Origin of the sequence: Sphaerisporangium sp. B11E5 (assembly GCF_039871875.1) — a bacterium.
Lineage (GTDB): Bacteria > Actinomycetota > Actinomycetes > Streptosporangiales > Streptosporangiaceae > Sphaerisporangium.
The window spans coordinates 1-22983 of the sequence record NZ_JBDPMD010000009.1; the positions used below are offsets into that span (position 1 = coordinate 1).

The 22983-nt window shown below is 69.9% G+C and carries 13 protein-coding genes and 1 pseudogene; 3 read left to right on the forward strand and 11 right to left on the reverse strand.

Features of this window, described 5'->3' with window-relative positions; all coding sequences use genetic code 11:
• The 11 genes and pseudogenes from ABGB17_RS11485 to ABGB17_RS11535 form a co-directional block, all read right to left on the reverse strand.
• On the reverse strand, positions 1-1968 hold a 1968-nt coding region (locus ABGB17_RS11485; RefSeq protein WP_347628331.1), incomplete at its 3' end, for a glycoside hydrolase family 3 N-terminal domain-containing protein.
• A gap of 244 nt (positions 1969-2212) precedes the next feature.
• Positions 2213-4567 (reverse strand): glycoside hydrolase family 9 protein, encoded by a 2355-nt coding sequence (locus ABGB17_RS11490; protein WP_347628333.1) that lies wholly within the window; start codon positions 4565-4567, stop codon positions 2213-2215.
• 211 nt (positions 4568-4778) lie between these two features.
• Positions 4779-7724 carry a glycoside hydrolase family 48 protein gene (locus ABGB17_RS11495; protein ID WP_347628335.1) on the reverse strand — a complete coding sequence of 982 codons (2946 nt, stop codon included), beginning with the start codon at positions 7722-7724 and terminating at the stop codon, positions 4779-4781.
• A 344-nt stretch (positions 7725-8068) separates the two neighbouring features.
• Positions 8069-9730: a cellulase family glycosylhydrolase gene (locus ABGB17_RS11500; RefSeq protein WP_347628337.1), complete on the reverse strand. Its 1662-nt coding sequence runs from the start codon at positions 9728-9730 to the stop codon at positions 8069-8071.
• Between the two features lie 695 nt (positions 9731-10425).
• The gene (locus ABGB17_RS11505) at positions 10426-11964 is read right to left on the reverse strand and encodes a protein kinase (RefSeq protein ID WP_347628339.1); all 1539 of its coding nucleotides are present in this window, start codon (positions 11962-11964) and stop codon (positions 10426-10428) included.
• Entirely contained in the window at positions 11951-12958 is a 1008-nt protein-coding gene (locus ABGB17_RS11510) for a LacI family DNA-binding transcriptional regulator (protein WP_347628341.1), read from the reverse strand. Before ABGB17_RS11510 ends, ABGB17_RS11505 begins: the two co-directional genes overlap by 14 nt.
• Before the next feature lie 299 nt (positions 12959-13257).
• Positions 13258-14343, reverse strand: a complete 1086-nt coding sequence (locus ABGB17_RS11515; protein ID WP_347628343.1) for an LLM class flavin-dependent oxidoreductase — start codon at positions 14341-14343, stop codon at positions 13258-13260.
• A gap of 154 nt (positions 14344-14497) precedes the next feature.
• On the reverse strand, positions 14498-14929 hold the full coding sequence (mscL, locus tag ABGB17_RS11520) for a large conductance mechanosensitive channel protein MscL (protein WP_347628345.1): 432 nt from the start codon (positions 14927-14929) through the stop codon (positions 14498-14500).
• 168 nt (positions 14930-15097) lie between these two features.
• Positions 15098-15322 carry a DUF397 domain-containing protein gene (locus ABGB17_RS11525; RefSeq protein WP_347628347.1) on the reverse strand — a complete coding sequence of 75 codons (225 nt, stop codon included), beginning with the start codon at positions 15320-15322 and terminating at the stop codon, positions 15098-15100.
• A gap of 111 nt (positions 15323-15433) precedes the next feature.
• The gene (locus ABGB17_RS11530; protein WP_347628349.1) at positions 15434-16282 is read right to left on the reverse strand and encodes a helix-turn-helix transcriptional regulator; all 849 of its coding nucleotides are present in this window, start codon (positions 16280-16282) and stop codon (positions 15434-15436) included.
• Positions 16283-16702: 420 nt separating this feature from the next.
• Positions 16703-17920: pseudogene (locus ABGB17_RS11535) on the reverse strand (RNA-guided endonuclease TnpB family protein).
• Positions 17921-18039: 119 nt separating this feature from the next.
• Here ABGB17_RS11535 and ABGB17_RS11540 point away from each other — a divergent pair.
• The 3 genes from ABGB17_RS11540 (at position 18040) to treY (ending at position 22960) form a co-directional block, all read left to right on the forward strand.
• Positions 18040-18342 carry a hypothetical protein gene (locus ABGB17_RS11540; RefSeq protein ID WP_347628351.1) on the forward strand — a complete coding sequence of 101 codons (303 nt, stop codon included), beginning with the start codon at positions 18040-18042 and terminating at the stop codon, positions 18340-18342.
• 199 nt (positions 18343-18541) lie between these two features.
• Complete coding sequence (glgX, locus tag ABGB17_RS11545) at positions 18542-20647, forward strand: glycogen debranching protein GlgX (protein ID WP_347628353.1); 2106 nt, start codon at positions 18542-18544, stop codon at positions 20645-20647.
• A 90-nt stretch (positions 20648-20737) separates the two neighbouring features.
• Positions 20738-22960: a malto-oligosyltrehalose synthase gene (treY, locus tag ABGB17_RS11550; protein WP_347628355.1), complete on the forward strand. Its 2223-nt coding sequence runs from the start codon at positions 20738-20740 to the stop codon at positions 22958-22960.
• The last annotated feature ends 23 nt before the right edge of the window (positions 22961-22983 follow it).

Below are 22983 nucleotides of genomic sequence, written 5' to 3' on the forward strand. Positions count from 1 at the left end.
GGGGGTCGGGGTGGGAGTTGGGGTCGGTGTCGGTGTGGGGGTCGGGGTGGGAGTGGGGGTCGGTGTCGGTGTGGGGGTCGGGGTGGGGGTGGCGCCGTAGGTCAGGCCGTAGCCGTACTCGAAGAGGGCCTGCTTGCCGTCGCCGGTGTTGATCGGCTGCTGGCTGATGCTCTGCATCCACGTCATCGGCAGCTTCCCGGTCGGCGCGTGGTCGCCGAACAGCACGTCCGCCACGCCGCCGCCCTCCGTGCCGGGCAGCCACGAGGCGACCAGCGCGTTCCACCCGCCGAGCTGCGACGAGATGTCCATCGGGCGTCCTGACACCAGCACCACGATCACCGGCACGCCGGCGGCCCGCAGCCGCGACAACGTGGCCAGATCCGTCGAGTCGAGGGACAGCGACGTCCGGTCGCCCTGGCCCTCGGCGTACGGCGTCTCACCGACGACCGCGATGGCGGCCCGGTAGCTGGAGTCGACGCCCGAGCCGTCCCTGGTGTAGGTGACGGTCGTGCCGGAGCCCACCTTCTGGCGGATGCCCTGCAGGATCGTGGTGCCGGAGGTGATGTTGCCCGACGAGCCCTGCCAGGAGATCGTCCAGCCGCCGCTCTGGTTGCCGATGTCGTCGGCGCTCTTGCCCGCCACGAAGATCTTGCCGCCGCTCTTGGCGAGCGGCAGGATGCCGCCGCTGTTCTTCAGCAGCACCTGCGACTTGCGCACGGCCTCCCTGGCCAGGTCGCGGTGGGCGGTGCCGCCGATCGTCGAGGCGTACGAGCGGTCCGCCATCGGACGCTCGAACAGCCCCATCTCGAACTTCTTGGTGAGGATGCGGCGGTTGGCGTCGTCGACGCGCGCGGCGCTGATCCGGCCGGCCTGCACCTCCTGCTTCAGCAGCGTGATGAACTGCCGGTGGTTGGTCGGCACCATCGCCATGTCGATGCCGGCGTTGAACGAGGTCCTGATCTCGTCGGCGGTGAAGCCGGGCTGACCGTCGAGCTGGTCGATGGCCGCCCAGTCGGTCACCACGAAGCCGCTGAAGCCGAGCTCGTTCTTGAGCACGTCGGTGATGAGGTAGCGGTGGCCGTGCATCCGCTGGCCGTTCCAGCTGCTGAACGAGATCATCACCGAGCCCACGCCGCGCTCGATGGCGGCGCGGAACGGCGGCAGGTGGACGGCGCGCAGGTCGGCCTCGCTGATCTGGGCGTCGCCCTGGTCCCGGCCGCCGGTGGTGCCGCCGTCGGCGACGTAGTGCTTGGCGGTGGCGAGCACCGAGGCGGAACCACCGAGCGCGGAGCCCTGCAGACCGGTGACGATGCTCGCCATCTGGCTGACGAGCTGCGGGTTCTCACCGAACGACTCGTAGGTGCGGCCCCACCGGTCGTCCCGGGCCACACAGAGGCAGGGGGCGAACGTCCAGTCCATGCCGCTGCCGGTGACCTCCTCGGCGGTGGCCCGGCCGATCCGCTGCACCAGGTCGGGGTCGCGGGTGGCGCCGAGCCCGATGTTGTGCGGGAACATCGTGGCGCCCATCAGGTTGTTGTGGCCGTGCACCGCGTCCACCCCGTAGATCATCGGGATGGCCAGCGGCGTGGACAGCGCCTGCCGCTGGAAGTTGTCGTACATGTCGGCCCAGCCGCTTGCGTTGTTGGGCGACGGCACCGAGCCGCCGCCGGAGAGGATCGAGCCGATCCGGTACGTCGCGATGTCCGAGATCGTGGTGAGCGCGGCACGCTCGGCCTGGACCATCTGGCCCACCTTGTCGTCCACCGTCATCCGGGACATCAGGTCGGCCACCCGGGTCGGGACCGGCAGGCTCGGGTCCTGGTAGGGGAGCGCGGCGGCCTTGGCCGCCCCGACCGCCGTGGCCACCCGTGGCTGCTCGACGACGCCGAGCATCGCGAACGCCAGCACCACGATCAGGGGGATTCTCGACGCGTCGAGCAGGCGACGCGGGTACCGTTCGGCGTTCATCGAATTCCTCCTCGATATCGCCGCGACCGTAGGGACCGCGTCGCCTCACGGTCAATCAGGGGCTGTGGTGAAGCGCCTGTGAGCTGCGAGGACGCCGGAAACTTTCAGTCAGGACTCAGGGTCGGGACGGGGTGTGGAGGCCCCGCCCCAAGGGGCGGGGCCTCGGGTGCCCGGCCGGGCTGATGAGGCCCGGCCGGGCTGTGGTCTCGCGCTCCCAGGGCATGAGACCACGTCTTCGGGGGGATCAGGCGGGGCTGCAGCCCACCGTGGCCGGCACGGTGCCGGCGCCTGTCCCGAGGAAGCCGAACGAGGTCGTCTGGCCGACCCCGATGGCGGAGTTGTAGCTCAAGGGCCGCGCGGTGACGGATGCCCCGGACTGGGTGTGGGCGGCGTTCCAGATCTGGCTGACCGTCTGCCCGCTCGGGAACGTCCAGTTCACCGTCCACGAGCTCAGCGCCACGGCGCCGCTGTTGCGCACCACCACGCCGGCCTGGAAGCCGCCCGACCAGGTGCTGGTGATCGTGTAGGTCGCCGTGCAGGCCCGTCCCGGCGTGGGGGTGGGGGTCGGGGTCGGTGTCGGGGTCGGGGTCGGTGTCGGAGTGGGGGTCGGGGTGGGCGTCGGGGTGGGCGTCGGGGTCGGGGTCGGCGTGGGGGTGGGCGTCGGCGTCGGGTCGGGATCGGCGCCGGGCAGGGTGCCGTAGATCCGGGTGGTCCCGGAGTACACCACGATGTTCTGCACGGTGACCGGTGTCCCGCCCGGCGTGGTCGCCACGCCGGTGTAGGACCAGTCGTTCGTGGGGTCCCACGTGCCCGAGCTGGCGATGCGGAACTGCATCTCACGCCGGGACTCCGACTGCCCGGCGGGCGCGATGGCCTGCCCCGAGCAGTCGATGGTGATGTAGTAGATCCGGCCGGAGAACTGCGTGGGCCCGGTCGGCGGCTTGCACTGCGTGTACGCCGAGGACAGGGTGATCTGCGACGGCGTGGTGCTGCCGTCCAGCGTGAAGTAGTACCGCAGCGACCCGTCGGACAACGTCCGCGCCGGCCACGCCGAGTGGTTGTGGACCACGGCCTTGATCTCGGTGAAGGCGCCGCCGGACGCGTTGACCGAGGCCTGCACGTAGATCTCCGGCCCGTCGGGCGTCTCGGCCACCGGGAAGTTCGCCAGCGGCTCGCCGCCGTACTCCCGGTACAGCCGGGCGAGCGCGCCGGTGAACCCGGCGTTGTAGTCGGTGGCGACCTCGTTCATCACGTAGTCGTTGCGGCTGTCGGCGTAGGCGTCGTCGGCCGACTTCGGTCCGCCGACCAGCGCGCCGTACAGGACGTGCCGGGTCGCGGCGGGCTCGTTGATGCTGTTGGACCACGAGCCGTGCGCGGTGCGGTGGTGCGGGTTCTTCGGCGGGTTGTTCCCGAAGCCCACCACGTAGGAGGAGCGGCGCGGGTTGTCGCCCAGCGCGTAGTTGATCTGCCGGACGGCGAAGTCGTGGTAGCGGCTCTTGCGCGTGGCGTCGCTCAGCCAGTCGCTGTAGACGAGCGCGGTGAAGGCGGTGTTGGCGGCGTACCGCAGCGAGCCCCACTGGTCGAGCACGGCCTGGCCGCCGGGGGAGTAGTTCACCCGCTGGCCGTTCACCCCGACCGTCCAGAAGTCCAGCCACCGGTTGGCGTCGTCGATGTACCGCTGCTTGCCGGTGAGCTTGGCGAGCAGCACGTAGGCGCCGTAGGACTTGTCGTCCCAGGCGATCGTCCACTTGTACGACTTGGTGGTGGTCTGCTGCTCGTTGCTGAGGTTGTCGTAGTACTGCTCGGCCTTGGTCAGATAAGAGGCCTCACCGGTGGCCCGGTGCAGCCAGGCGGCCGCCCAGACCAGCTCGTCGTTGTAGCCGCTGAAGGAGCGGTAGTACCCGGCCGCGTCGGTGATGCAGTCGCTGTAGACCTTCCGCACCGTGTCGGCGAAGGTGTAGAGCTGCCGCGCGTGGCTGACCAGCGTGTCGGCGTACGTGGGGTTGGTGGGCCGGAACACCATGGAGGAGGCGGCCATCGCGGCGGCGGTCTCGCCCGCGAGGTCCGACCCGCCGCAGGTGGCGTCGATGCGGTACGCCGGGCGGCTCATCGTCATGACCTCGGCCGGGCCCCACCAGGCGTGGTCGGCGCCGCCGTTGCCCACCTGGCCGTAGAGCACGTTCGCCGAGGGGTGGGCCTTGATGAAGTAGTCGTTGACCCACTTCAGGCTGTCCAGGAGATAAGGGAGCTGGCCGGAGCTCTGGTACGCGTCGCGGTACTCGACGGCCCCCCAGGCGAGCATCGTGGCGCTGGACGCCATCGGCAGGCCGAACTTCACGTGGTCGCCCGCGTCGTACCAGCCGCCGGACAGGTCGAGGCCGGCGCTCTGGCCGTCGGTCAGCGCGGAGTCGCCGCGCCACGCGACCCGGTTGTTCGCGGGCAGGTCGCCCGCGCGCTGGGCCTCGTAGAAGAAGAGGGACTTCTGCAGCGCCTCGCCGTAGTTGAACGCGGGGGCCGCGGAGGCCGGACCGAGAACCGGGAAGAACGTGACCGACGCGGCGAGGATCGCCAGGCCGGTGAGGGCGCGTTTGAGGGACATCGATGGCCTCTCGGACTTACGTGGCTTGGAGGGGGAGCCGGTGGTGCCGTGGCGGTGCGGGTGGAGCAGGGGTGGGGCGGGCGGGGTGCCGTGGGGGGCAGGCCCACCGCACCCCGCCTCGGCGGTCCGCGCGAACGTGTCAGGCGTCGGCGCGGCCGCCTGGCAGGTGGTGCGACGGCGTGTCAGGCGCCGCCGCACCGTGGCCTGCGGATCAGGGGAACAGGCGGCCGTACTCGGCGAGGGCGACGGCGACGTCGACCTGCGCCCAGAAGCGGTGGTAGTTGAACGTCGGGACGGGGCCCGTGCCGTTCAGGTACGCCTCGACCTTCGGCCAGTCCGGGTCGTTGCGGTAGAAGGACCGGATGGAGATGAAGGTGGAGCTGGAGTTGATCGCGTCGCCGTTCGGCATCTCGCCGGTCCAGCCCGGCGGGACGTAGATCGGGTCGTCGATACGGTTGTAGTCGGCCTTGGTCTCCGGCACCGAGACACCCTTGGAGTCGGAGTGGGCCCACACGCCGTCCAGCAGCGCCTTGGCCATGTCCCGCGCCGCCGTGTTGTTGGCCCGGGCGGCGTAGTACATGAGGACCTTGGCGTAGGAGCCGGCCACGCCGACGTCGGTGGTGTGGTCGACGACGGTGACGTGCAGGTTGCTGTTGGAACCGGGGCTGGAGGCGTTCCAGTTGTCCGGCTGGCCGGTCCACCGCAGCGTCGACGGCATCTGGTAGGTGCCGCCGGTGCCGATGGTGGTGTTGGCCATGGCCCACGGGACCCACTTGTCGAGGATCGCCTTGGCCTGCGCGTTGCCGGTGGCGTTGTACAGCGCCGCGACACGCTCCATCGACCAGACCTGGAAGCCGAACCACTGGTTGGACGGCGGGTCGTGGTAGACGGGCTGCCAGTCGTACCGCATGCCGTAGAAGGTCGACGTGCCGGCCGGCGGCGTCGCGTAGTGGCCTTCCCAGCTGTTGGTCGCGCCGCCGGCGATGGCACCTTCGGCGGACTGCAGCCAGCGGTAGAACTCGAGCTGCCGGGTGAGGCTGGTGCTCCAGTCCTGTACCGCGGTCGCGCCGCGCGGGCGCAGCGCCGACACGTTGCTCAGCGCGTAGGCCGCCAGCGGGTTCTGGTAGCCCTGGTGGTTGTGGCTCGAACCGATGCGCCACGCCCAGCCGGCCGAGGTGTCGTACGCGCCACCCCAGGCGTAGTACCAGGACAGCAGGTACGCCGAGGAGTTCTTGCCGGTGCCCGCCGGGCAGGAGGTGCTGGTGCAGCCCTGCTGCTTGAAGTACTTGTCGTACATCGCGTAGCGCAGGTAGTCACCCATCTTGGCGGCCTTCTCCAGGGTCGCCGAGATCTGGGACTGCTTGTTCTGGGCGGTCGCCCAGATGTTCGCCCAGTACGCGACCTGGACGGCGCGCGCGTCGGCGTCCGGCGCGTTGGTGTACTTCCACTGGCGGGCGTACTGCGCGTCGCCGGTGAACAGGTCCAGGTAGCCGTTCGGGCCACCGAAGGCGAAGGTGTCGCAGGACGGCTGCGGGATGGTCTCGAAGACCGACTCCTCCGGGCCGCGCTGGTAGGTGTTGATGTAAGCGGGCTTGGTGGTGCCGTCGCCGCAGCGGCCGAAGCCGTAGGTGTTGTCGACGTCCAGCAGCCAGTGCATGCCGTAGATGTCCCGGGTGCCGTACGCGGCCTGCAGTTCGTTGGCGATGGGGTCGACGCCGACGCTCACGTTGCCGTCGAGCTCAGACGGGTAGTCCGAGATGTCGTTCCACTCACCGGCGTAGGTCGCGGGGTCGTTCGGGTTGTAGCTGGAGTTGGTGGGTTGGTCCCGCTGGGCGGGGATGATGTACCTCTCCATCAGGGCCCACGCGTTGTTGAACGGGGTCCACGTGCCGGTGACCTGGCCGTACACGGCCTCCAGCCACAGTAGGTAGCTGAACGCCTCGGAGGTGGTCTCGTGACCGTGGTCCGGGGCCTCGACCAGGAAGGTCTCCACCGAGTGGTAGGGGACGCCCTCCGGCGAGAAGTACCCGTTGGCCGGGTCCTTGATCTTGTTGTACAGCGTGGTGAAGCGCTGGATGTACTCGTTGCCGCTGCTGCCGTCGTTGTCGGCCTCGGTGGCGACCACGGCGGCGCTGGTCCAGCCGCTGGCCGCGGAGGTGAAGGTGGCCGAGCCCGAGGTGCTGTCGCTGTCCTCGGCCGCCGCGATGGTGACGGTCTGCGGCGTGTTCCAGTTGGACGTGGTGAAGGTCAGGGGGGAGCCCGAGCTGAGGGTCAGGTCGGCGTCGCCGCCGGAGGCCTTGGTGGTGGTCACCGTGACGCTGCTGCTGGGCTGGCGCGACAGGCGGACGGTGTAGGTCGCGTTGCCGGCCTCGGGGACGAGGAGGGTGGACGCGCTCGCGACGATCGTCGAGGCCTGTGTGCCGTCGACCCTGATGCCGATCGGCCCGGAGTTGCCGACCAGCGCCGGTGTCCCGTTGTCGTACGCCCGTGCCGTCAGCGAGTAGTCGCCCGCCGGGACGTTCGTCCAGGTGTAGGTGTACGGCGCGGTGGTGTCGCTGCCGAGCAGGGTGGTGCCGTTGTAGAACTCGACCCGGCTGATGGTGCCGTCGGCGTCGGAGGCGGTGGCGGCGAGGTTCACCGTGGCGGGCGCGGTGTAGGTCTGGCCCGCGGTCGGCGAGGTGAGGGTGACCGCCGGCGGCGAGTTCGTCTGCCCGCCGTTGCACGTCACCCCGTTGACCGTGAACGAGGCCGGGTCACTGTTGGTGCCGGTGTGCGCGCCGTTGAAGCCGATGGTGGTCGACTGGCCGGTGCCGAGGCTGCCGTTCCACGGCATGTTGGTCGCGGTGACGTTCTGGCCGCTCTGCGTCCAGTTGGCGCTCCAGCCCTGGGTGACCCGCTGGCCGGTGTTGGGGAACGTGAACCGCAGGGTCCAGTTCGTCCACGGGTCGCCGGTGTTCTTGATCACGACAGAGGCGGTGAAGCCGTTGTTCCAGCTCTGCTTCGTGTAGGTCACGTCGCAGGACACGGCGGCTGAGGCCGGCGTGGTGGTCAAGATGGTGAACAGGCCGGCCGCCAGGCTGACCAACGCCACCCACACCCCGCGCCTTCTGGCACGGCTCCGTGGGAGCGCTCCCGCTCCTAACGATGTTGAAGACATCCTGAAGGTACTCCAAAGGAATAAATGACGACGGATGGTACAGATGGTGTGCGAAGCGTCGGTCTCGTACCGGGCGGAGTGAATGATGGTGAATGGGAGCGCTCCCACCTGGAAATTCTGGTGGGCGCGACAAAGATGTCAATGACGTGTCAGGCAGATTTCGTGCGGGGGAGGTCTCCCTGGTCGCCAGCCTGGCCGTTCTTATGTCCGGCTTACACGAGCGGTTGACACCTACTTGAAACTTTCAGCTTTCGGACATTCTCCGCGATCGGTACATGGGCCCACCGGTCCGCGCACCGGTCACCGGCGCGGGACAGGCGTTCGTCCCGCGCCGGTGATCCCCGCTAGGTGCAGGTGAACGCCGTGGGGGCGAGGGACGAGGGGCCGTTGGCCGTGAAGCCCACCGTGACCGTCTGGCCGGCGGGGAGCGTCGGGGCGTAGCTCGGTGCCCTGGCCGTCCACACGGTCCCGTTCTGGCTGATCACGCCGTTCCAGCCACTGACGAGCGTCACGCCGGAGGGCATGGTCCAGACGACCGTCCAGTTGGTCCACGGGGTGGTGCCGCTGTTGCGTATCGCCAGCTCGGCCTGGAACCCGCCCTGCCAGGCGTTGATCAGCCGGTAGGTGATCTGGCACCGCGTACCCGGCGTGGGGGTCGGCGTCGGAGTGGGAGTGGGGGTCGGAGTAGGCGTGGGGGTCGGCGTCGGCGTAGGCGTGGGAGTGGGGGTCGGAGTGGGGGTCGGGGTGGGGGACGGCGTGCCGGTGCCGCCGCCGACGGGCGGGATCAGGTAGGGCTGCAGGATGCTCTGCTTGGCCTGGTCCACCGTGGTCCAGTCGTCCCGCAGGATGCCGCCGGTGTCGCCGGAGTTGGGGTTCCACGACCAGTAGGTGAAGGACATGCCGTTCACGCCGGTGCCGGTGTACTTCATCAGCTCCGTGAGCCAGATGCGGTCGGTGTCGCTGGCCAGCGTGGTGCCGAACTCGCCCATCATGATCGGGGCGATGTTCTCCTTGTGGATGTAGCCGAAGAACCGGTCCCAGATGGCGGGCATGTTCGCCGGGTACGCGGGGTCGTCGAACCACGACTGGCGGAAGACCGAGGTCGCGTACTCGTGCGGGGAGTAGACCAGCCGGTTGGCCACGTCGAGTCGCACGGGGAAGTCCCTGACCTTGGACAGGTTGCCGCCCCACCAGCCGCACGGCTCGTCGGGGATGTTGTCCCAGGCGTTGGCGTTGCCGCCGCTCGGGCAGCTCACGCCCTCGACGAAGATCAGCCAGTTCGGCTGCACGGCCAGGATCGCGTTGCCCGCGCGCTCGGCGGCGAGGCGCCAGTCGCGGCCCGAGTCCCCGCACCCCCAGCAGGACCCTGTGCTGTTGGGCTCGGTGCCGTCGGCGTGCGGCTCGTTGTGCAGGTCGGCGCCGATGACGGTGGTGTTGCCCGCGTAGCGTTGCGCGAGCATCCTCCAGTTGCTGATCCAGGTGCTCTCGGGCACCGTCGGCGTGTACCAGAGGGCGCTCTGGCCGGCGGAGGTGGGCCGGTGCCGGTCCAGGATGATCCGCATCCCCTTGCCGCCGGCGTACTCGATGACTTTGTCCAGGATCTGCAGCGGGCTCAGCCCCACGAGGTCGGGGTTGCTGAAGGTGTTGACGCTGGTCGCCACCGCGTCCGGCTTGACCGCGTCGTCGGAGTACGGCACGCGGATGGTGTTGTACCCGAGGCTCGCCATCAGGTCGATCTGGTTGCGCCACGGGTTGTTGGCCCACAGACCGTGGAAGGTCTTGTTGTCGGTCTCCATGCCGAACCAGTTGATGCCGGTCAGCCGCACCGTCGCGCCCGTGCTATCGACGATCTTGTTGCCGTTGGTGTGGAGATAGCCCACGCCCGTGCCGCCGGCGGCGCCGGCGGGAGCGGAGCCGAGTGTCACGGCGATCGCCGCCGCGGCCGCGGTGGTCACGACCGCGGTCACCGCGGCCTGCCACCTGCTGCCGCTCCATCGTGTTCTCATCGGGAAACCCCTTCGTGACATGGGAGGCGCGACGGCGCCGCCGGAGCGCGCCCATATCGGCCCGGTGAGGGCCGACCTGCCGTGCCCGGCCGGGAGGGCCGCACGGCGGAGCCATGGTTCGCGCGGGTGCCCCGGTCGTCAACAGAGCGGCCCCCGGGGGCTTCCCGCCCAGGGTGTGACCTGGGGCATGGCCTAGGGTCGGCTGTGTAACTTTCACCGGATCTTCCGAGAGTGGAAATTCCACGGCTGAGGTAGGGTGCGGGCCGTAAGTGCGTCCCAGGTTTCCCATGGTCACGGGCTCGGCGCTCCGGCCGCCGGCCGGAGATTCCACGCCCGGCGCGTGTGTCGCGAGGAAGATGTTCCGCCGTGCTGGGAGCGCTCCCATGTGGCCATGTCCGGTCAAGGCGGGGTCAAGGACTGGGGTCAACCCTATTTTCGGACACGCTTGCGAGCGACAAGATCGTCACTCTCCGCCCGCCATTGTTCTGAAATAAGGCTAAATTCGAAGAACCAATTATTTCCGGGTAAACAATCGGATTTGCCGGGATACTTTGCGCGGTGAAGGAACGCCCCGGCACACGACGAGACCGCCGCAAGGGGCGGTGGGAGGGCCCGGACGCGCGGCACGGCGGCCGTCCGGGCGGGGAGAACCGCGCGGCACCCGGCCTGGGACCGGGCGCGCGGTGCGTGCGGTGCTACGCGGCTTTCTGCAGCGCCGCGCCGATGAGCGAGAGCCCTTCGTCGAGCTCCTGCCGTATCTGCGGGGTGAGGCCGCCCTCGCGCTCCCGGTCCGCCAGCTTGGCGCGGACCCGCGCGAGCCCGTCGGACGGGTCGCCGTCCGACTTGATCAGGTTGTGGACCACCTGCCGCAGGTCCAGGGCGACATCGGGCCGGATGTGCCCGGCCTCCTGCCCCGCCGACAGGGTGGCGTCGAACCGGCCGACGGCCTGGGTGAGCGTGGGTACGGCCGTGCCCGCGCCGGTGGGGGCCGGCGGGTCCGGCTCGTCCTGCGGCGTGCCGGGCGGTGCCTGCGCGACCGGAGGTGACTCCTTCCTCGGCTCGGCCGGCCGTGAAGCGGCAGGTCGAGAGGGGGACGGGGAGACCGTGACCGCGCCGGTCGGCGACACGGTGGGCGAGCCTTCCAGTATGGTCCCGGTCTCCATGTCGGCGTCGGCGTCGGAGATCGGCTCGGCGAGCGCCCCTCCGTGCCGTTCGCCGTCCGGCGCGGCCGGCTGGGACGGCCCGGTCGTGAAGGCCGTCGCGACCGGCGGCGTCACGTCCGGCTGCACCCACAGCAGCACCGCGGTCCAGGTGGTCAGCACCGCGGCCGCGATGGTGACGACCCTGGCCCGCCGCACCCACGGGGGTGTGGACCTGCCGGTCGTCACGGCGGGTGCCGCGAGCGAGGCGCCCAGCACGTCGGCGACGTACTGCGCGCTCGGCCGCTCGCCCGGGTCCTGCGACAGGCAGCGCCGGCACAGCTCGGCCACCTCGGCGGGAAGGCCGGGGACGCACGGGGCGGGCGGCGGCCCGGTCCTGCGCGCGTTCTCCAGCGCCTCCCAGGTGATCTCGGGATAGGGAAGGGTGCCGGTGAGCATCTCGAAGAGCAGCACGCCGAGCGCGTACACGTCGACCGACGGGTGCACGGTCGTGCCGGTGAGGCGCTCGGGCGCCACGTAGGGCGGCGTGCCGAAGTCGGCCAGCCGCTGGTCCACCTGCTCACCGACGTACGCCGCGATGCCGAAGTCCAGCAGCTTGGCGCCCTCGGGGGAGAGCAGGACGTTCTCCGCCGTGACGTCGCGGTGCACGATGCCCCGCTGGTGGGCGGCCGCCAGGACCAGGGCCACGCGGGTCCCGATCACCACGGCCTCCCGCCAGGGAAGCGGGCCCTCGTCGATGCGCTCGGAAAGCGGCCGCCCGTCGAGCAGCCGCATCACGACGTACGCGGCGAGCCGGCCACGCGTGGTGACCGTCTCTCCGTAGTCGTACACCTCGATGGCGTCCGGATGGATCAGCCGCGCGGTCGCCCGCGCCTCGCGCATGATGAGATCACGACCGTCGTTGTCACCACCTACGCTGCCGTCCAGCAACTTGATCGCGACGGTACGGTGCAGCGACTGGTCGAAGGCGCGCCAGATCGCCGACATGCCCCCCGAGGCGATGCGCTCGACGAGCCGGTAACGGCGCGTGAGCACATCGCCTTCCTGCACGCCCCCCGCATCAAGTTGATTCACGTACCACCAGCTCCGTGGGCAGGATCGGGTTGCCGTGCTGGACGTCCTCCTCGGAGGTGATCGACATGAGCAGCATCCTGGCCGCGAGCACGGCCATCTCCTCCACCGGCTGACGCACAGTCGTCAAGGTGGGGGAGGTGTGCCGGGCGAGCGGGGCGTCGTCGAAGCCGACCACCGCCACGTCGTCCGGCACCCGGCGCCCGGCGCGCCGCAGCGCCTGCATGGCGCCCGCGGCCATCGGGTCCGAGGCGGCGAACACCGCGTCGAGGTGCGGCGATCGCTGCAGGAGCCACTGCATGGCGTGCGCGCCTGAGGCGTGCGTGAAGTCGCCGTACGCCACAGGGATCTCGGTCATCCCGGCCGCGTTGAGAGTGCGCAGGAAGCCGTCGAGACGGTCCCTGGCGCCCGGCAACGTGGGGGGTCCCGCGATGACGGTGATCGCCCGCCTGTTGGTCAGCAGGAGGTGCTCGGCGGCCTGGCGGGCGCCGTCCCTGTTGTCCATGTCGACGAACGGCAGGTCGATGCCGTCCGGCGGGCGGCCCGCACTGCGCACGGCGATCCCGGACGCGGCGAGGGTCACCGCCAGGGGATGCCGCTCTCTGGCGCCCGCGAGCAGGACACCGTCGAACGAGCCCGTGACCAGCGGTGGCGCGGCGATCGTGGAGGTCGCCGGGGTGGCGGTCATCACCACGAAGGGCACACCGTAGCCGGTGAACACCTCGTCCGCCGCGGACAGGAGTCTTGCGTAGAAGGGTTCCGCGAACATGCGCTGCGTGTGCTCGCAGACGACCGCCGCGACAAGCTGGTCCGACCGCCGGGCGGAAGTACCCCGGGGTGCGCGGTGCCGTACGTAACCCAGACGTGACATCGCGTCATGGACCTGGCGGCGGGTCGAGGTGCTCACACGGACCGATCCGGTGAGCACTCGTGATGCCGTGGCGGGGGAGACCCCTGCTTCGGCTGCTACCTGGGCAAGCGTGGGCTGGTCAGCCATCCGGCTTCCTCCGCTTTCAAGATAAATCGCGAAGGTGTGGGAGCGCTCCCACCACAATAACAGTGTTTCTTGCGTGTCAACAGATGTTTCCGGTAAATGTTCCACGCCGATCTGGAGGCGATGTTACGGACATATTCCATGCGAAGAAAGGTCCCTGTCAGACTTCGTGAACCGGAGACCTCTCCGCACCTCGCTCGACCGGGGGCGCTCCGCGGCGCCGAGTCGACCGGCCGCCCTGCTCAGCCCTGTCCTTCACTCAACCGGTTGAGTACAATCCAGCCGGGGGCGTTGCAGATTTGTTACGCGATCACGCGCTCGGCGTCCCGCTCCTCGGCCGTCCCGAAGGCCTTGGCGATCAGTTCGTAGGACCTCAGCCGCGCCGCCCCGCCGTGTATCGCTGCGGTGATCATGAGCTCGTCGGCGCCGGTCCGCTCACGCAGCGCCTCCAGCCCGGCGCGCACCGTGTCCGGGTCGCCGTGCACCACGTTGGAAAGCCAGTCCTCCACGAAGCCGCGCTCGACGTCGGTGTAGGGGTAGGCCTCCGCCTCCTCGGGGGTGGGCAGGGGGGCCGGGTGGCCGCGCCGCAGCCGCAGCATGCCGAGCGCGCCGGTGAGAGCGCGCCGCCGCGCCTCCTCGGCGGTGTCCGCGGCCACCGCGCCGACCCCGATCAGTGCGTACGGCCGGTCCAGCACCGCCGACGGGCGGAACGACGAGCGGTACAGATCGAGCGCCGGCACGGTGTTGGCCGCGCTGAAGTGATGGGCGAACGCGAACGGCAGGCCGAGCAGGCCGGACAGGCGGGCGCTGAAGCCGCTCGACCCGAGCAGCCAGATCGGCGGCCGGCCAGAACCGGGGGCCGAGGCCTCGCCGGGGATCGCCCGGATGCGCTCGTACGGGCTGCCCGCCGGGTGCGCGTCGTCCAGGAAGCCGATCAGGTCGGTCAGTTGCCGGGGGAAGTCGTCGGCGTCGGGTGTCGCCTCGCGGCGCAGCGCGCGGGCGGTCGCCTGGTCGGTGCCGGGGGCGCGGCCGAGACCGAGGTCGATGCGGCCCGGGTGCAGGGCGTGCAGGGTGCCGAACTGCTCGGCGACGACGAGCGGCGCGTGGTTGGGCAGCATCACGCCGCCCGAGCCCAGCCGGATCGTCGAGGTGTTCGCCCCGAGATGGGCGAGGATGACGGCCGGCGAGGAACTGGCGACGCTCGGCATGCCGTGATGCTCGGCCACCCAGAAGCGGTGGTACCCCCAGGCCTCGGCCCGCCGCGCCAGCTCGGTGGTGGTCCGCAGCGCGCCGGCCGGTGTGTCGCCCGCGCCCACGGTCGCGAGGTCGAGCACGGACAGGGGGACGGCCGCCTCGCCACGCGGGACACCACGGATCTCATCGGTCACCCTCCCGACAACCGGGGAGGTTTCCTCGCTATTCCAAGGTCCGGCGACCACGGATCCGAGGTTGCCGTCCTCGACGCCCGGGAGCGCGGCCGGCCGGGGGTACCGCTCGCGGCGCGGGGTCAGGCGAGGGCAGCGGCGGCTCATCGCGGAGCGGTCAGACCGCCGGCCGGTCGTCGGCGGCAGGGACGGTGGAGAGCTCGACGGTGCAGAAGGCGCAGCGGCGGGCCTCCACCGGGATGTCGCTCAGGCACTCCGGGCACGTCTTCTGCGTGGCCTGCTTGTCGCGGTCGAAGAAGCTGATCACCCGCGTCATCGGCGTGATCACGAGCCAGTAGACGACGGCCGCGATGATCAGGAAGGTCAGCAGGTGGTTGACGAAGTCGCCGTACTTGAACACCGCCCCGTTGACGGTGAACGTGAACCGCGAGAAGTCCGGCTGCCGCCCGCCGGTGATCGCGGCGATCAGCGGCGTGATCAGATCGGCCACCAGCGCCTGGATCAGCCCGCTGAACGTCGCGCCGATCACCACGGCCACAGCGAGCTCCACGAGATTGCCGCGCATCAGGAACTGCTTGAATCCGCTCACCGTCGACTCCTCGCGTGGGGGGTGGCCCGCGGATGGGCCCGTTCGGCCGCCGGCGCTCCGGCGGAGGTCGCGGTCCGGCTACCCGCGTTCCGTCCCGGAGAACACCCGCCGGTCGGCCGGGGCGGGCGGTCCCGCCCGCCCCGGCGTCCGTCTATCGCCCGCTGTTCGTTATTCCTTGAGGCTCGAGAGGTCGAACTCGCCGTTCTTGGCGCCTTCGATGAAAGCCTGCCATTCGCTCTCGGTGTAGAGGAGCGCAGGATTGCTCGGATCCTTGGAGTCACGTACGGCTATCCACCCGTCCGTGGCTGCTACCTCGACGCAGTTTCCAGTGTTGCATCGAGTGGCCGAACGCCATCGGGCGTCCGGGAAATACGCGGCTGACGAGAACCTCATTGATTCTCCTGATGGCTGTCGGGCATGACAAGGTCACCGGAGACCCCGGTGTCCCATCTCCGGCATTATGCCATCAGATGATCGCGAACGTGCGGTCGCCGTGCCGCTTGATCAGATCGCGTACTTCTGGTTGACTTCGGCCATCCGTGCCACGGAGGCCTGCGGGTCCAGCGAAACCGCACGTAGATGCTCGATGGCTTCCCGGTACAGCGCGAGCTCCGTCGGCTTCTCGAAGTACTCCATGCGCACAATCGACTCCGTGTACACGACGTCCGAAACTCTGGAATCGGCCATCTCCAGCAAAGTGAAAGCGCTGTTGAAACCAATGTGCGCGCCTGCGGTGAACGGCACGACCTGAATGGTGACGCGCGGCAGCGAGGCCGTGTCGATCAGGCGTTCCATCTGTTCTCGCATGATTTCACGGCCGCCGACATGGCGATGGAGAATTGATTCGTCAAGCAGCACGAGATGGTGCGGCGGCGATTCACCGTGCAGCAGGCTCTGCCGTTTCATCCGCGCGTCCACGCGTTCTTTGAGCACCTCTTCCCTGATGCCGGGAAGAACGCCGCGGATTATCGCGTCCGCGTATCGCGCCGTCTGCAGGATGCCGGGCACGGCGCACGTATCGTAGATCGTGATGGCCGACGCCTCGGCCTCGAGACCCAGGTACAGGCGGAAGTCGCGGTGGTCGTATGCCTGCCACCAGCCCGGCTCCCTGGCCTCCCTGGCCATGGTCATCAGGGCGTCGGTCTCGGCTGGGCCGATGCCGTAGATCTCGCAGAGGTCGCGGACGTCGCGGGGGATCACGCCGCGCTGGGCGGTCTCGATCCGGCTGATCTTCGCTGTCGAGCATTCGAGGCGCTGGGCGGCGTCCTCGATGCTGAGGCCGGCGTGCTTCCTGAGCTCCCTGAGCCGGCCGGCGAGCTGGCGACGGCGGAGGGTGGGGTTGGCCCCGGGCATCGCCTCTCACCTCCTCGGGCGCGGCCGGGTGCCCGGAGGTCGTCCGCGCGGGCCCGGCGGTGTGACAGCTCACGGTATTCCCCGCGGGCCTTCCGCGAGGTATACACGAGGGACAGTGTCTCGTGGCAATTGCCATTGGCGGTTGCACACCGGACGAACACGGGTAAACAGAAGGCAAGCCCCTAACGGAGCAGACGCCGCGGCCGTGCATCGCGCCACACGGGCGGGGACGCCGTACGGGACGGGGAAGGGCGCGCGCGGGACGGCGCGCGACAGCGCGGCATCGGGGCATCCGGGCACGGTACCGCCGTCACGCCGGGCCGGTGGTGGGGACATCGCGACCCGGCGACGGTCATACGAGGGACCCAGATCCAACCTTTCCCCCCAAAAAAGAGAGGAACGGTCCTCTTGACTTCCTCCTCACGGCTGAAGCCGGCGGATTCCAGCCCTCACGGGTTGGGTTTCCTGCTTCACCGCCAGTCGCCCGCCCAGCGTGCGCTGCTTGGGTCTTACACCGGCTCCACAGGCGTTTCAGCTCTCCGCAAGCCCTGCGGCGAGCACGTTCCTGGCCGCGTTCACGTCCCGGTCGTGGACCGCACCACAGGCGCACACCCACTCGCGGACGTTCAACGGCATCTTCTCCCGCAAGACGCCACAGGCCGAGCACAACCTGGAGGAGGGGAACCACCGGTCCACCGTCACCAGCGTGCGCCCGTACCAGGCCGCCTTGTACTCCAACATGCCGCGCAGCTCGCGCCAGGAGGCATCGGAGATGGCACGGGCCAGCGAGCGGTTCTTGACCATGTTGCGGACGGTCAGGTCCTCCACGGCGATCACTTGGTTCTCGCGAACAAGCCGTGTCGTGATCTTGTGCAGATGATCCCGGCGCCGGTCGGCGATCCGGGCATAGATCTTCGCCACACGGAGCCGGGCCTTGGCCCGGTTGCCCGACCCCGGGACTTTGCCCGACAGCGCACGCTGGGCCACGGCCAGCTTGCGCCGATCGGCCCGCTCGTGACGCGGGTTAGTGATCTTCTCCCCGGTAGACAGTGTTGCCAGTGCCGTGATGCCGACGTCCACCCCGACCTGCCGGTCAACCGGTGCGAGCGGGCGGATGGACTCCTCGACCAGGATGGACACGAACCAGCGGCCTGTCGCGTCCTTGGAAACGGTCACCGTGGACGGCTCGGCGCCTTGGGGGAGAGGCCGCGACCACACGATCGCCAGCGGTGTATCCATCTTGGCGAGGGTGAGCTCGCCCTCGCGCCAGCGGAAGGCCGACCGGGTGTACTCCGCCGACGCCCGCGACTTCTTACGCGATTTGAACGTGGGGTACCTGGCCCGCTTGGCGAAGAAGTTGCTGAACGCCGTCTGAAGATGCCGCAACGCCTGCTGGAGCGGGACCGACGATACCTCGAACAAAAAATCGTAGTCGCCGCTGCGTTTCCATCGCGTCAGCGCGGCCGACGACTCCACATAGGAGACGCGGTGCCCCTGAGCGGTGTAGGCCCTGGTGCGTTCTTCGAGCGCCTTGTTGTACACGAGGCGGACGCAGCCGAATGTCCGGGCAAGCTCCTGCGCCTGCTCGGAGGTCGGGTAGAAGCGGTACTTGTAGGCCCGCTTCACGAGCTGCGCCATTACTCACATGCTACGGCACGATCAGCTAAAACTCGTGCACATGTTCTGATAACTGCGGCGCCGTGCCGAGTTTCCTCTCCACATCTATCGGCGGGGGTCTCCATGCTCAAGGAGTTTCGATGAACGTCAGCATCGCCGGGCTGAGCACGGGGTTGTGGACCACGCTGCGCGAGCGTGCGGTCACCCGGCACTGGGCGCTCAGCGACGCGTTGTTCGCCGAGATCGACGGCTTCGCGTGGGTGCAGGGCTGGGCGATCGGCCGCCACCGCACCCGCCACGTCTACCGCGACCCGCGTTTCGACCGTGTCGTCGCCTGCTGCGCCTGCGGGGGCGACGGCGCCGTCGGCGGCCGTGCCTGCCCCACCTGCAAGGGTGCGGGCCTGCTCAACTTCTTCGAGCCTCCGGCGCCCCGGCGCCGATGATCACGGCCACCGGCCGGGGACGACGCGCCACCCAGGTGCGGGTACGGTAACGATCAGGGCGGTGGGCTGAGTGAACGGCGCGACCCTCCCGGACGGGAGGGACCGCACGATGCGTGCACGTGCGCTGTGAAAACACACTCGGCTGCGCTCCGCCGCATGGTCGGGGGACCATGGGGCAAATCCCTATCCGGGTGGTGACATGATCGAAACTTGGCCCGGCGACCCCTATCCGCTCGGGGCTACATACGATGGCGCGGGGACCAACTTCGCGCTGTACACAGAGGTCGGCGAGCGCGTGGAGCTCTGCCTCTTCGACGACGACCACAACGAGCAACGCGTCGCGCTCACCGAGTGCGAGGGCTTCGTCTGGCACGGCTACCTGCCCGGCATCGGCCCCGGCCAGCGGTACGGCTACCGCGTGCACGGGCCGTACGACCCCGCGCGAGGGCAGCGCTGCAACCCCAACAAGCTGCTGCTCGACCCGTACGCCAAGGCCATCGACGGCACGGTCGAGTGGGACCAGGCCGTCTACGGCTACCGCTTCGGCGAGCCCGACAGCCGCGACGACACCGACTCGGCGGCGTTCGTGCCGAAGTCGATCGTGGTGAACCCGTTCTTCGGCTGGGGCCACGACCGGCCGCCCGCCACGCCGTACCACAACACCGTGATCTACGAGGCGCACGTGCGGGGCCTGACCATCAAGCACCCGCGCATCCCCGAGCGCATCCGCGGCACGTACGCCGCGCTCGCGCACCCCGAGATCATCGACCATCTGACCGGGCTCGGGGTGACGGCCGTCGAACTGATGCCGGTGCACCAGTTCGTCACCGACCACACCCTCCAGCAGCGCGGCCTCACCAACTACTGGGGCTACAACACCATCGGGTTCTTCGCCCCGCACAACGGCTACTCCAGCTCGGCCGAGCGGGGCGGCCAGGTGCTGGAGTTCAAGGCCATGGTGAAGGCCCTGCACGAGGCGGGCATCGAGGTCATCCTCGACGTGGTCTACAACCACACCGCCGAGGGCAACCACCTCGGGCCGACCCTCAGCATGCGCGGCATCGACAACGCGTCGTACTACCGCCTGGTGGACGACGACCAGCGCTACTACATGGACACCACGGGCACCGGCAACAGCCTGCTGATGCGCTCGCCGCACACCCTGCAGCTCATCATGGACTCCCTGCGGTACTGGGTCATCGAGATGCACGTGGACGGCTTCCGCTTCGACCTCGCCGCCACCCTGGCCCGTGAGCTGCACGAGGTGGACCGGCTGTCGGCGTTCTTCGACCTCGTGCAGCAGGACCCGGTGCTCAGCCAGGTCAAGCTCATCGCCGAGCCGTGGGACGTCGGGCCGGGCGGCTACCAGGTCGGCAACTTCCCGCCCCGCTGGACCGAGTGGAACGGCCGCTACCGCGACACGATCCGCGACATGTGGCGCGGCGAGCCCGCCGCGCTGCCCGAGTTCGCGTCCCGGCTCACCGGCTCCAGCGACCTGTACCAGGACGACAGCCGCCGTCCCGCCGCGTCCATCAACTTCGTCACCTGCCACGACGGCTTCACGCTGCGTGACCTCGTGTCGTACAACAGCAAGCACAACGAGGCCAACGGCGAGGGCAACCGCGACGGCACCGACGACAACCGGTCGTGGAACTGCGGCGAGGAAGGGCCGGCGACCGGGGCCGTCGAGAGCCTGCGCGAGCAGCAGAAACGCAACTTCCTCACCACGCTGTTCCTGTCGCAGGGCGTGCCGATGTTGTCGCACGGGGACGAGCTCGGCCGCACCCAGCTCGGCAACAACAACGCGTACTGCCAGGACAACGAGATCAGCTGGGTCGACTGGTCCGACGTGCGGGAGAACTGGCTGCTGCTGGAGTTCACCCAGCGGCTCGCCCGGCTGCGCCGCGACCACCCGGTGTTCCGGCGCCGGCGCTTCTTCTACGGGCGGCCGGTGCGCGGGTCGGGCGGCGAGCTGACCGACATCGCGTGGCTCACGCCGTCCGGCAGCGAGATGACCGACCCCGACTGGCACAACGGGTACGCCAAGTCGCTGTGCGTCTTCCTCAACGGCGAGGCCATCACCGAGCCGGACCGGCGGGGGCGGCGCATCGTGGACGACTCGTTCCTGCTGATGTTCAACGCCCACCACGAGACGATCCGCTACACGATCCCGAAGGCGTTCGGCGACCTCTGGGTCCCGGAGATCGACACCGCGGCCCCCATCGCCATCGACTCGGAGGTGTACCGCGCGGGCGAACAGGTCCCGGTCGCGGGCCGCTCGGTCCGCGTCCTGCGCCGCGCCTGACCCGTGGGGCACCCGGCCGCCCGGGTGCCCTGGCGCGCCGTCCGCCGACGCCGGGACCGCCCGCCCGGCCGACCCTAGGAAGGACCCCTGGTGACCGTCCCCGTCCCGCCCCCGCCCGCCGCGACGTACCGCTTGCAGCTCACCCCCGCCTTCACGTTCGCCGACGCGGCGGAGCTCGTGGGCTACCTCACCGAGCTCGGCGTGAGCCACCTGTACCTCTCGCCGATCCTGCAGGCCGACCCGGGCTCGCTGCACGGCTACGACGTGACCGACCACTCGCGGATCCGCGAGGAGTTCGGCGGGGAGCCGGGCCTGCGGGCGCTGGCGGCGGCCGGGCTGCCGCTGGTCGCCGACATCGTGCCGAACCACATGACGGTGCCGGTGCCGGAGTCGGGCAACCCCCGCCTGTGGGAGATGTTGCGCGACGGGCCCGGCTCGGCCGCGGCCCGGTGGTTCGACATCGACTGGGAGGCGGGGCCGGTCGCGATGCCCGTGCTCGGGGAGGGCACCGACGTGTCCGCCGAGGTGGTGGCCGACGGGGACGCGCTGCGGTACCACGACCACCGCTTCCCGCTGCGCCCCGGGACGTCCGCTCTGGAGGAGCAGCACTACCGGCTGGTGCCGTGGCGGCAGGGGCCGGGGTACCGGCGCTTCTTCGACGTGTCGTCGCTCATCGGGCTGCGGGTGGAGGACCCGGAGATCTTCGACGCCACCCACGAGGTGATCCTGAGGCTGGTGGCCGAAGGGGTGATCACGGGCCTGCGGGTGGACCACCCCGACGGGCTGGCCGACCCGCGCGGCTACCTGGCCCGGCTGCGGGAGCGTGCGCCGGTGTGGACCGTCGCGGAGAAGATCCTCATCGACGGGGAGCGGCTGCCGTCCGGCTGGGCCTGCGACGGCACCACCGGGTACGACGCGCTCAACATGGTGACCCGGCTGTTCGTGGACCCGGCCGGGTCGCAGGGCCTCATCGACACGTTCGTCAAGCACACCGGCGTCACGCAGGACTACGACGTCGTCGTGTACGAGGCCAAGAAGCAGGTCCTCGCCCAGTTCTTCGGCGTCGAGCTGGACCGGCTGTCCCGGGAGGAGCCGTCGCTGCGCGACGCGCTGGTGGAACTGCTCGCCGCGATGCCCGTCTATCGCGCGTACGTCGTGCCCGGCGAGGAGCCGCCCGCCGAGAGCGTCCGCGTGATCCGCGCGGCCGCCGACCTCGCCGCCACGCGCACCGACCCCGACGCCGTGCGGCGCGCCGCCGACCTCGTGCTGTCCGGGCCGCCCGAGACCGTCGTGCGGTTCCAGCAGGCCTGCGGTCCCGTGATGGCCAAGGGGGTGGAGGACACCGCGCTGTACCGGTGGTACCCGCTGTCGTGCCTGAACGAGGTCGGCGGCGAGCCGGACAAGTTCTCCGTCACCGCCGAGGAGTTCCACGCGTTCTGCCTGAGGATGCCGCCGTTCACCATGACCACCCTGTCCACCCACGACACCAAACGCTCCGAGGACGTGCGTGCCCGGCTCGCCGTGTTGTCCGAGCTGCCCGGCGAATGGGCGGAGGCGGTGGCCGAGTGGTCGGCGCGGGTGTCGTTCGACCCGCGGCTGGACTACCTGGCGTGGCAGAACCTCATGGCGGCATGGCCGATCAGCGTGGAACGGTTCGGCGACTACCTGTTCAAGGCGGCCCGTGAGGCCAAGACGTCCATCTCGTGGATCGCGCCCGATCCGGCGTACGAGGCCGGCGTCCGCGACTTCGCCTCCCGCGCCATCGAGGAGTGCGGCCCGTCGGTGGCGGCGTTCACCGAGCGGGTGGACCGCTTCGCCCGGGTCAACTCCCTCGGCCAGAAGCTCGTGCAGATCATGATGCCGGGCGTGCCCGACGTCTACCAGGGCACGGAGACCACCGACTTCTCGCTGGTGGACCCCGACAACCGCCGTCCCGTCGACTTCGCCTACCGCCGTTCGCTGCTGGCCGGCCCCGGCGCCGACAGCTGGGACGCCGCCAAGCTGCTCGTCACCCGCACCGCTCTCGCCGCCCGCTCCCGGCTCGCGCCCGGCGCGTCGTACGTGCCGCTGGCCACCACCGGCGAGCCCGGGGCCGGCGAGCACGTCATCGCGTTCTGCCGCGGCGACCGCGTGGTCACGGTGGCGACCCGCCGCCCCGCCGGCCTGTCCCGCCGCGGCGGTTTCGGCACCGAGACCCTCGCCCTGCCCACCGGCCGGTGGCGCTGCGGGCTCACCGGCGAGGAGTACACCGGACGTATCCCGCTCGCCCACCTGCTGGGACGTTATCCGGTGGCCCTGCTGGAAAGGGAATAGTCCCACCGGTCCGCGCGCACCAC

What these genes read in the sequence shown, in the direction of transcription:
- ABGB17_RS11490 (WP_347628333.1), bottom strand. Translation starts at nt 4,567, where the DNA reads ATGTCCCTCAAACGCGCCCTCACCGGCCTGGCGATCCTCGCCGCGTCG.
- ABGB17_RS11510 (WP_347628341.1), bottom strand. Translation starts at nt 12,958, where the DNA reads ATGGCTGACCAGCCCACGCTTGCCCAGGTAGCAGCCGAAGCAGGGGTC.
- ABGB17_RS11500 (WP_347628337.1), bottom strand. Translation starts at nt 9,730, where the DNA reads ATGAGAACACGATGGAGCGGCAGCAGGTGGCAGGCCGCGGTGACCGCG.
- glgX (WP_347628353.1), top strand. Translation starts at nt 18,542, where the DNA reads ATGATCGAAACTTGGCCCGGCGACCCCTATCCGCTCGGGGCTACATAC.
- ABGB17_RS11525 (WP_347628347.1), bottom strand. Translation starts at nt 15,322, where the DNA reads ATGAGGTTCTCGTCAGCCGCGTATTTCCCGGACGCCCGATGGCGTTCG.
- ABGB17_RS11495 (WP_347628335.1), bottom strand. Translation starts at nt 7,724, where the DNA reads ATGTCTTCAACATCGTTAGGAGCGGGAGCGCTCCCACGGAGCCGTGCC.
- ABGB17_RS11540 (WP_347628351.1), top strand. Translation starts at nt 18,040, where the DNA reads ATGAACGTCAGCATCGCCGGGCTGAGCACGGGGTTGTGGACCACGCTG.
- ABGB17_RS11530 (WP_347628349.1), bottom strand. Translation starts at nt 16,282, where the DNA reads ATGCCCGGGGCCAACCCCACCCTCCGCCGTCGCCAGCTCGCCGGCCGG.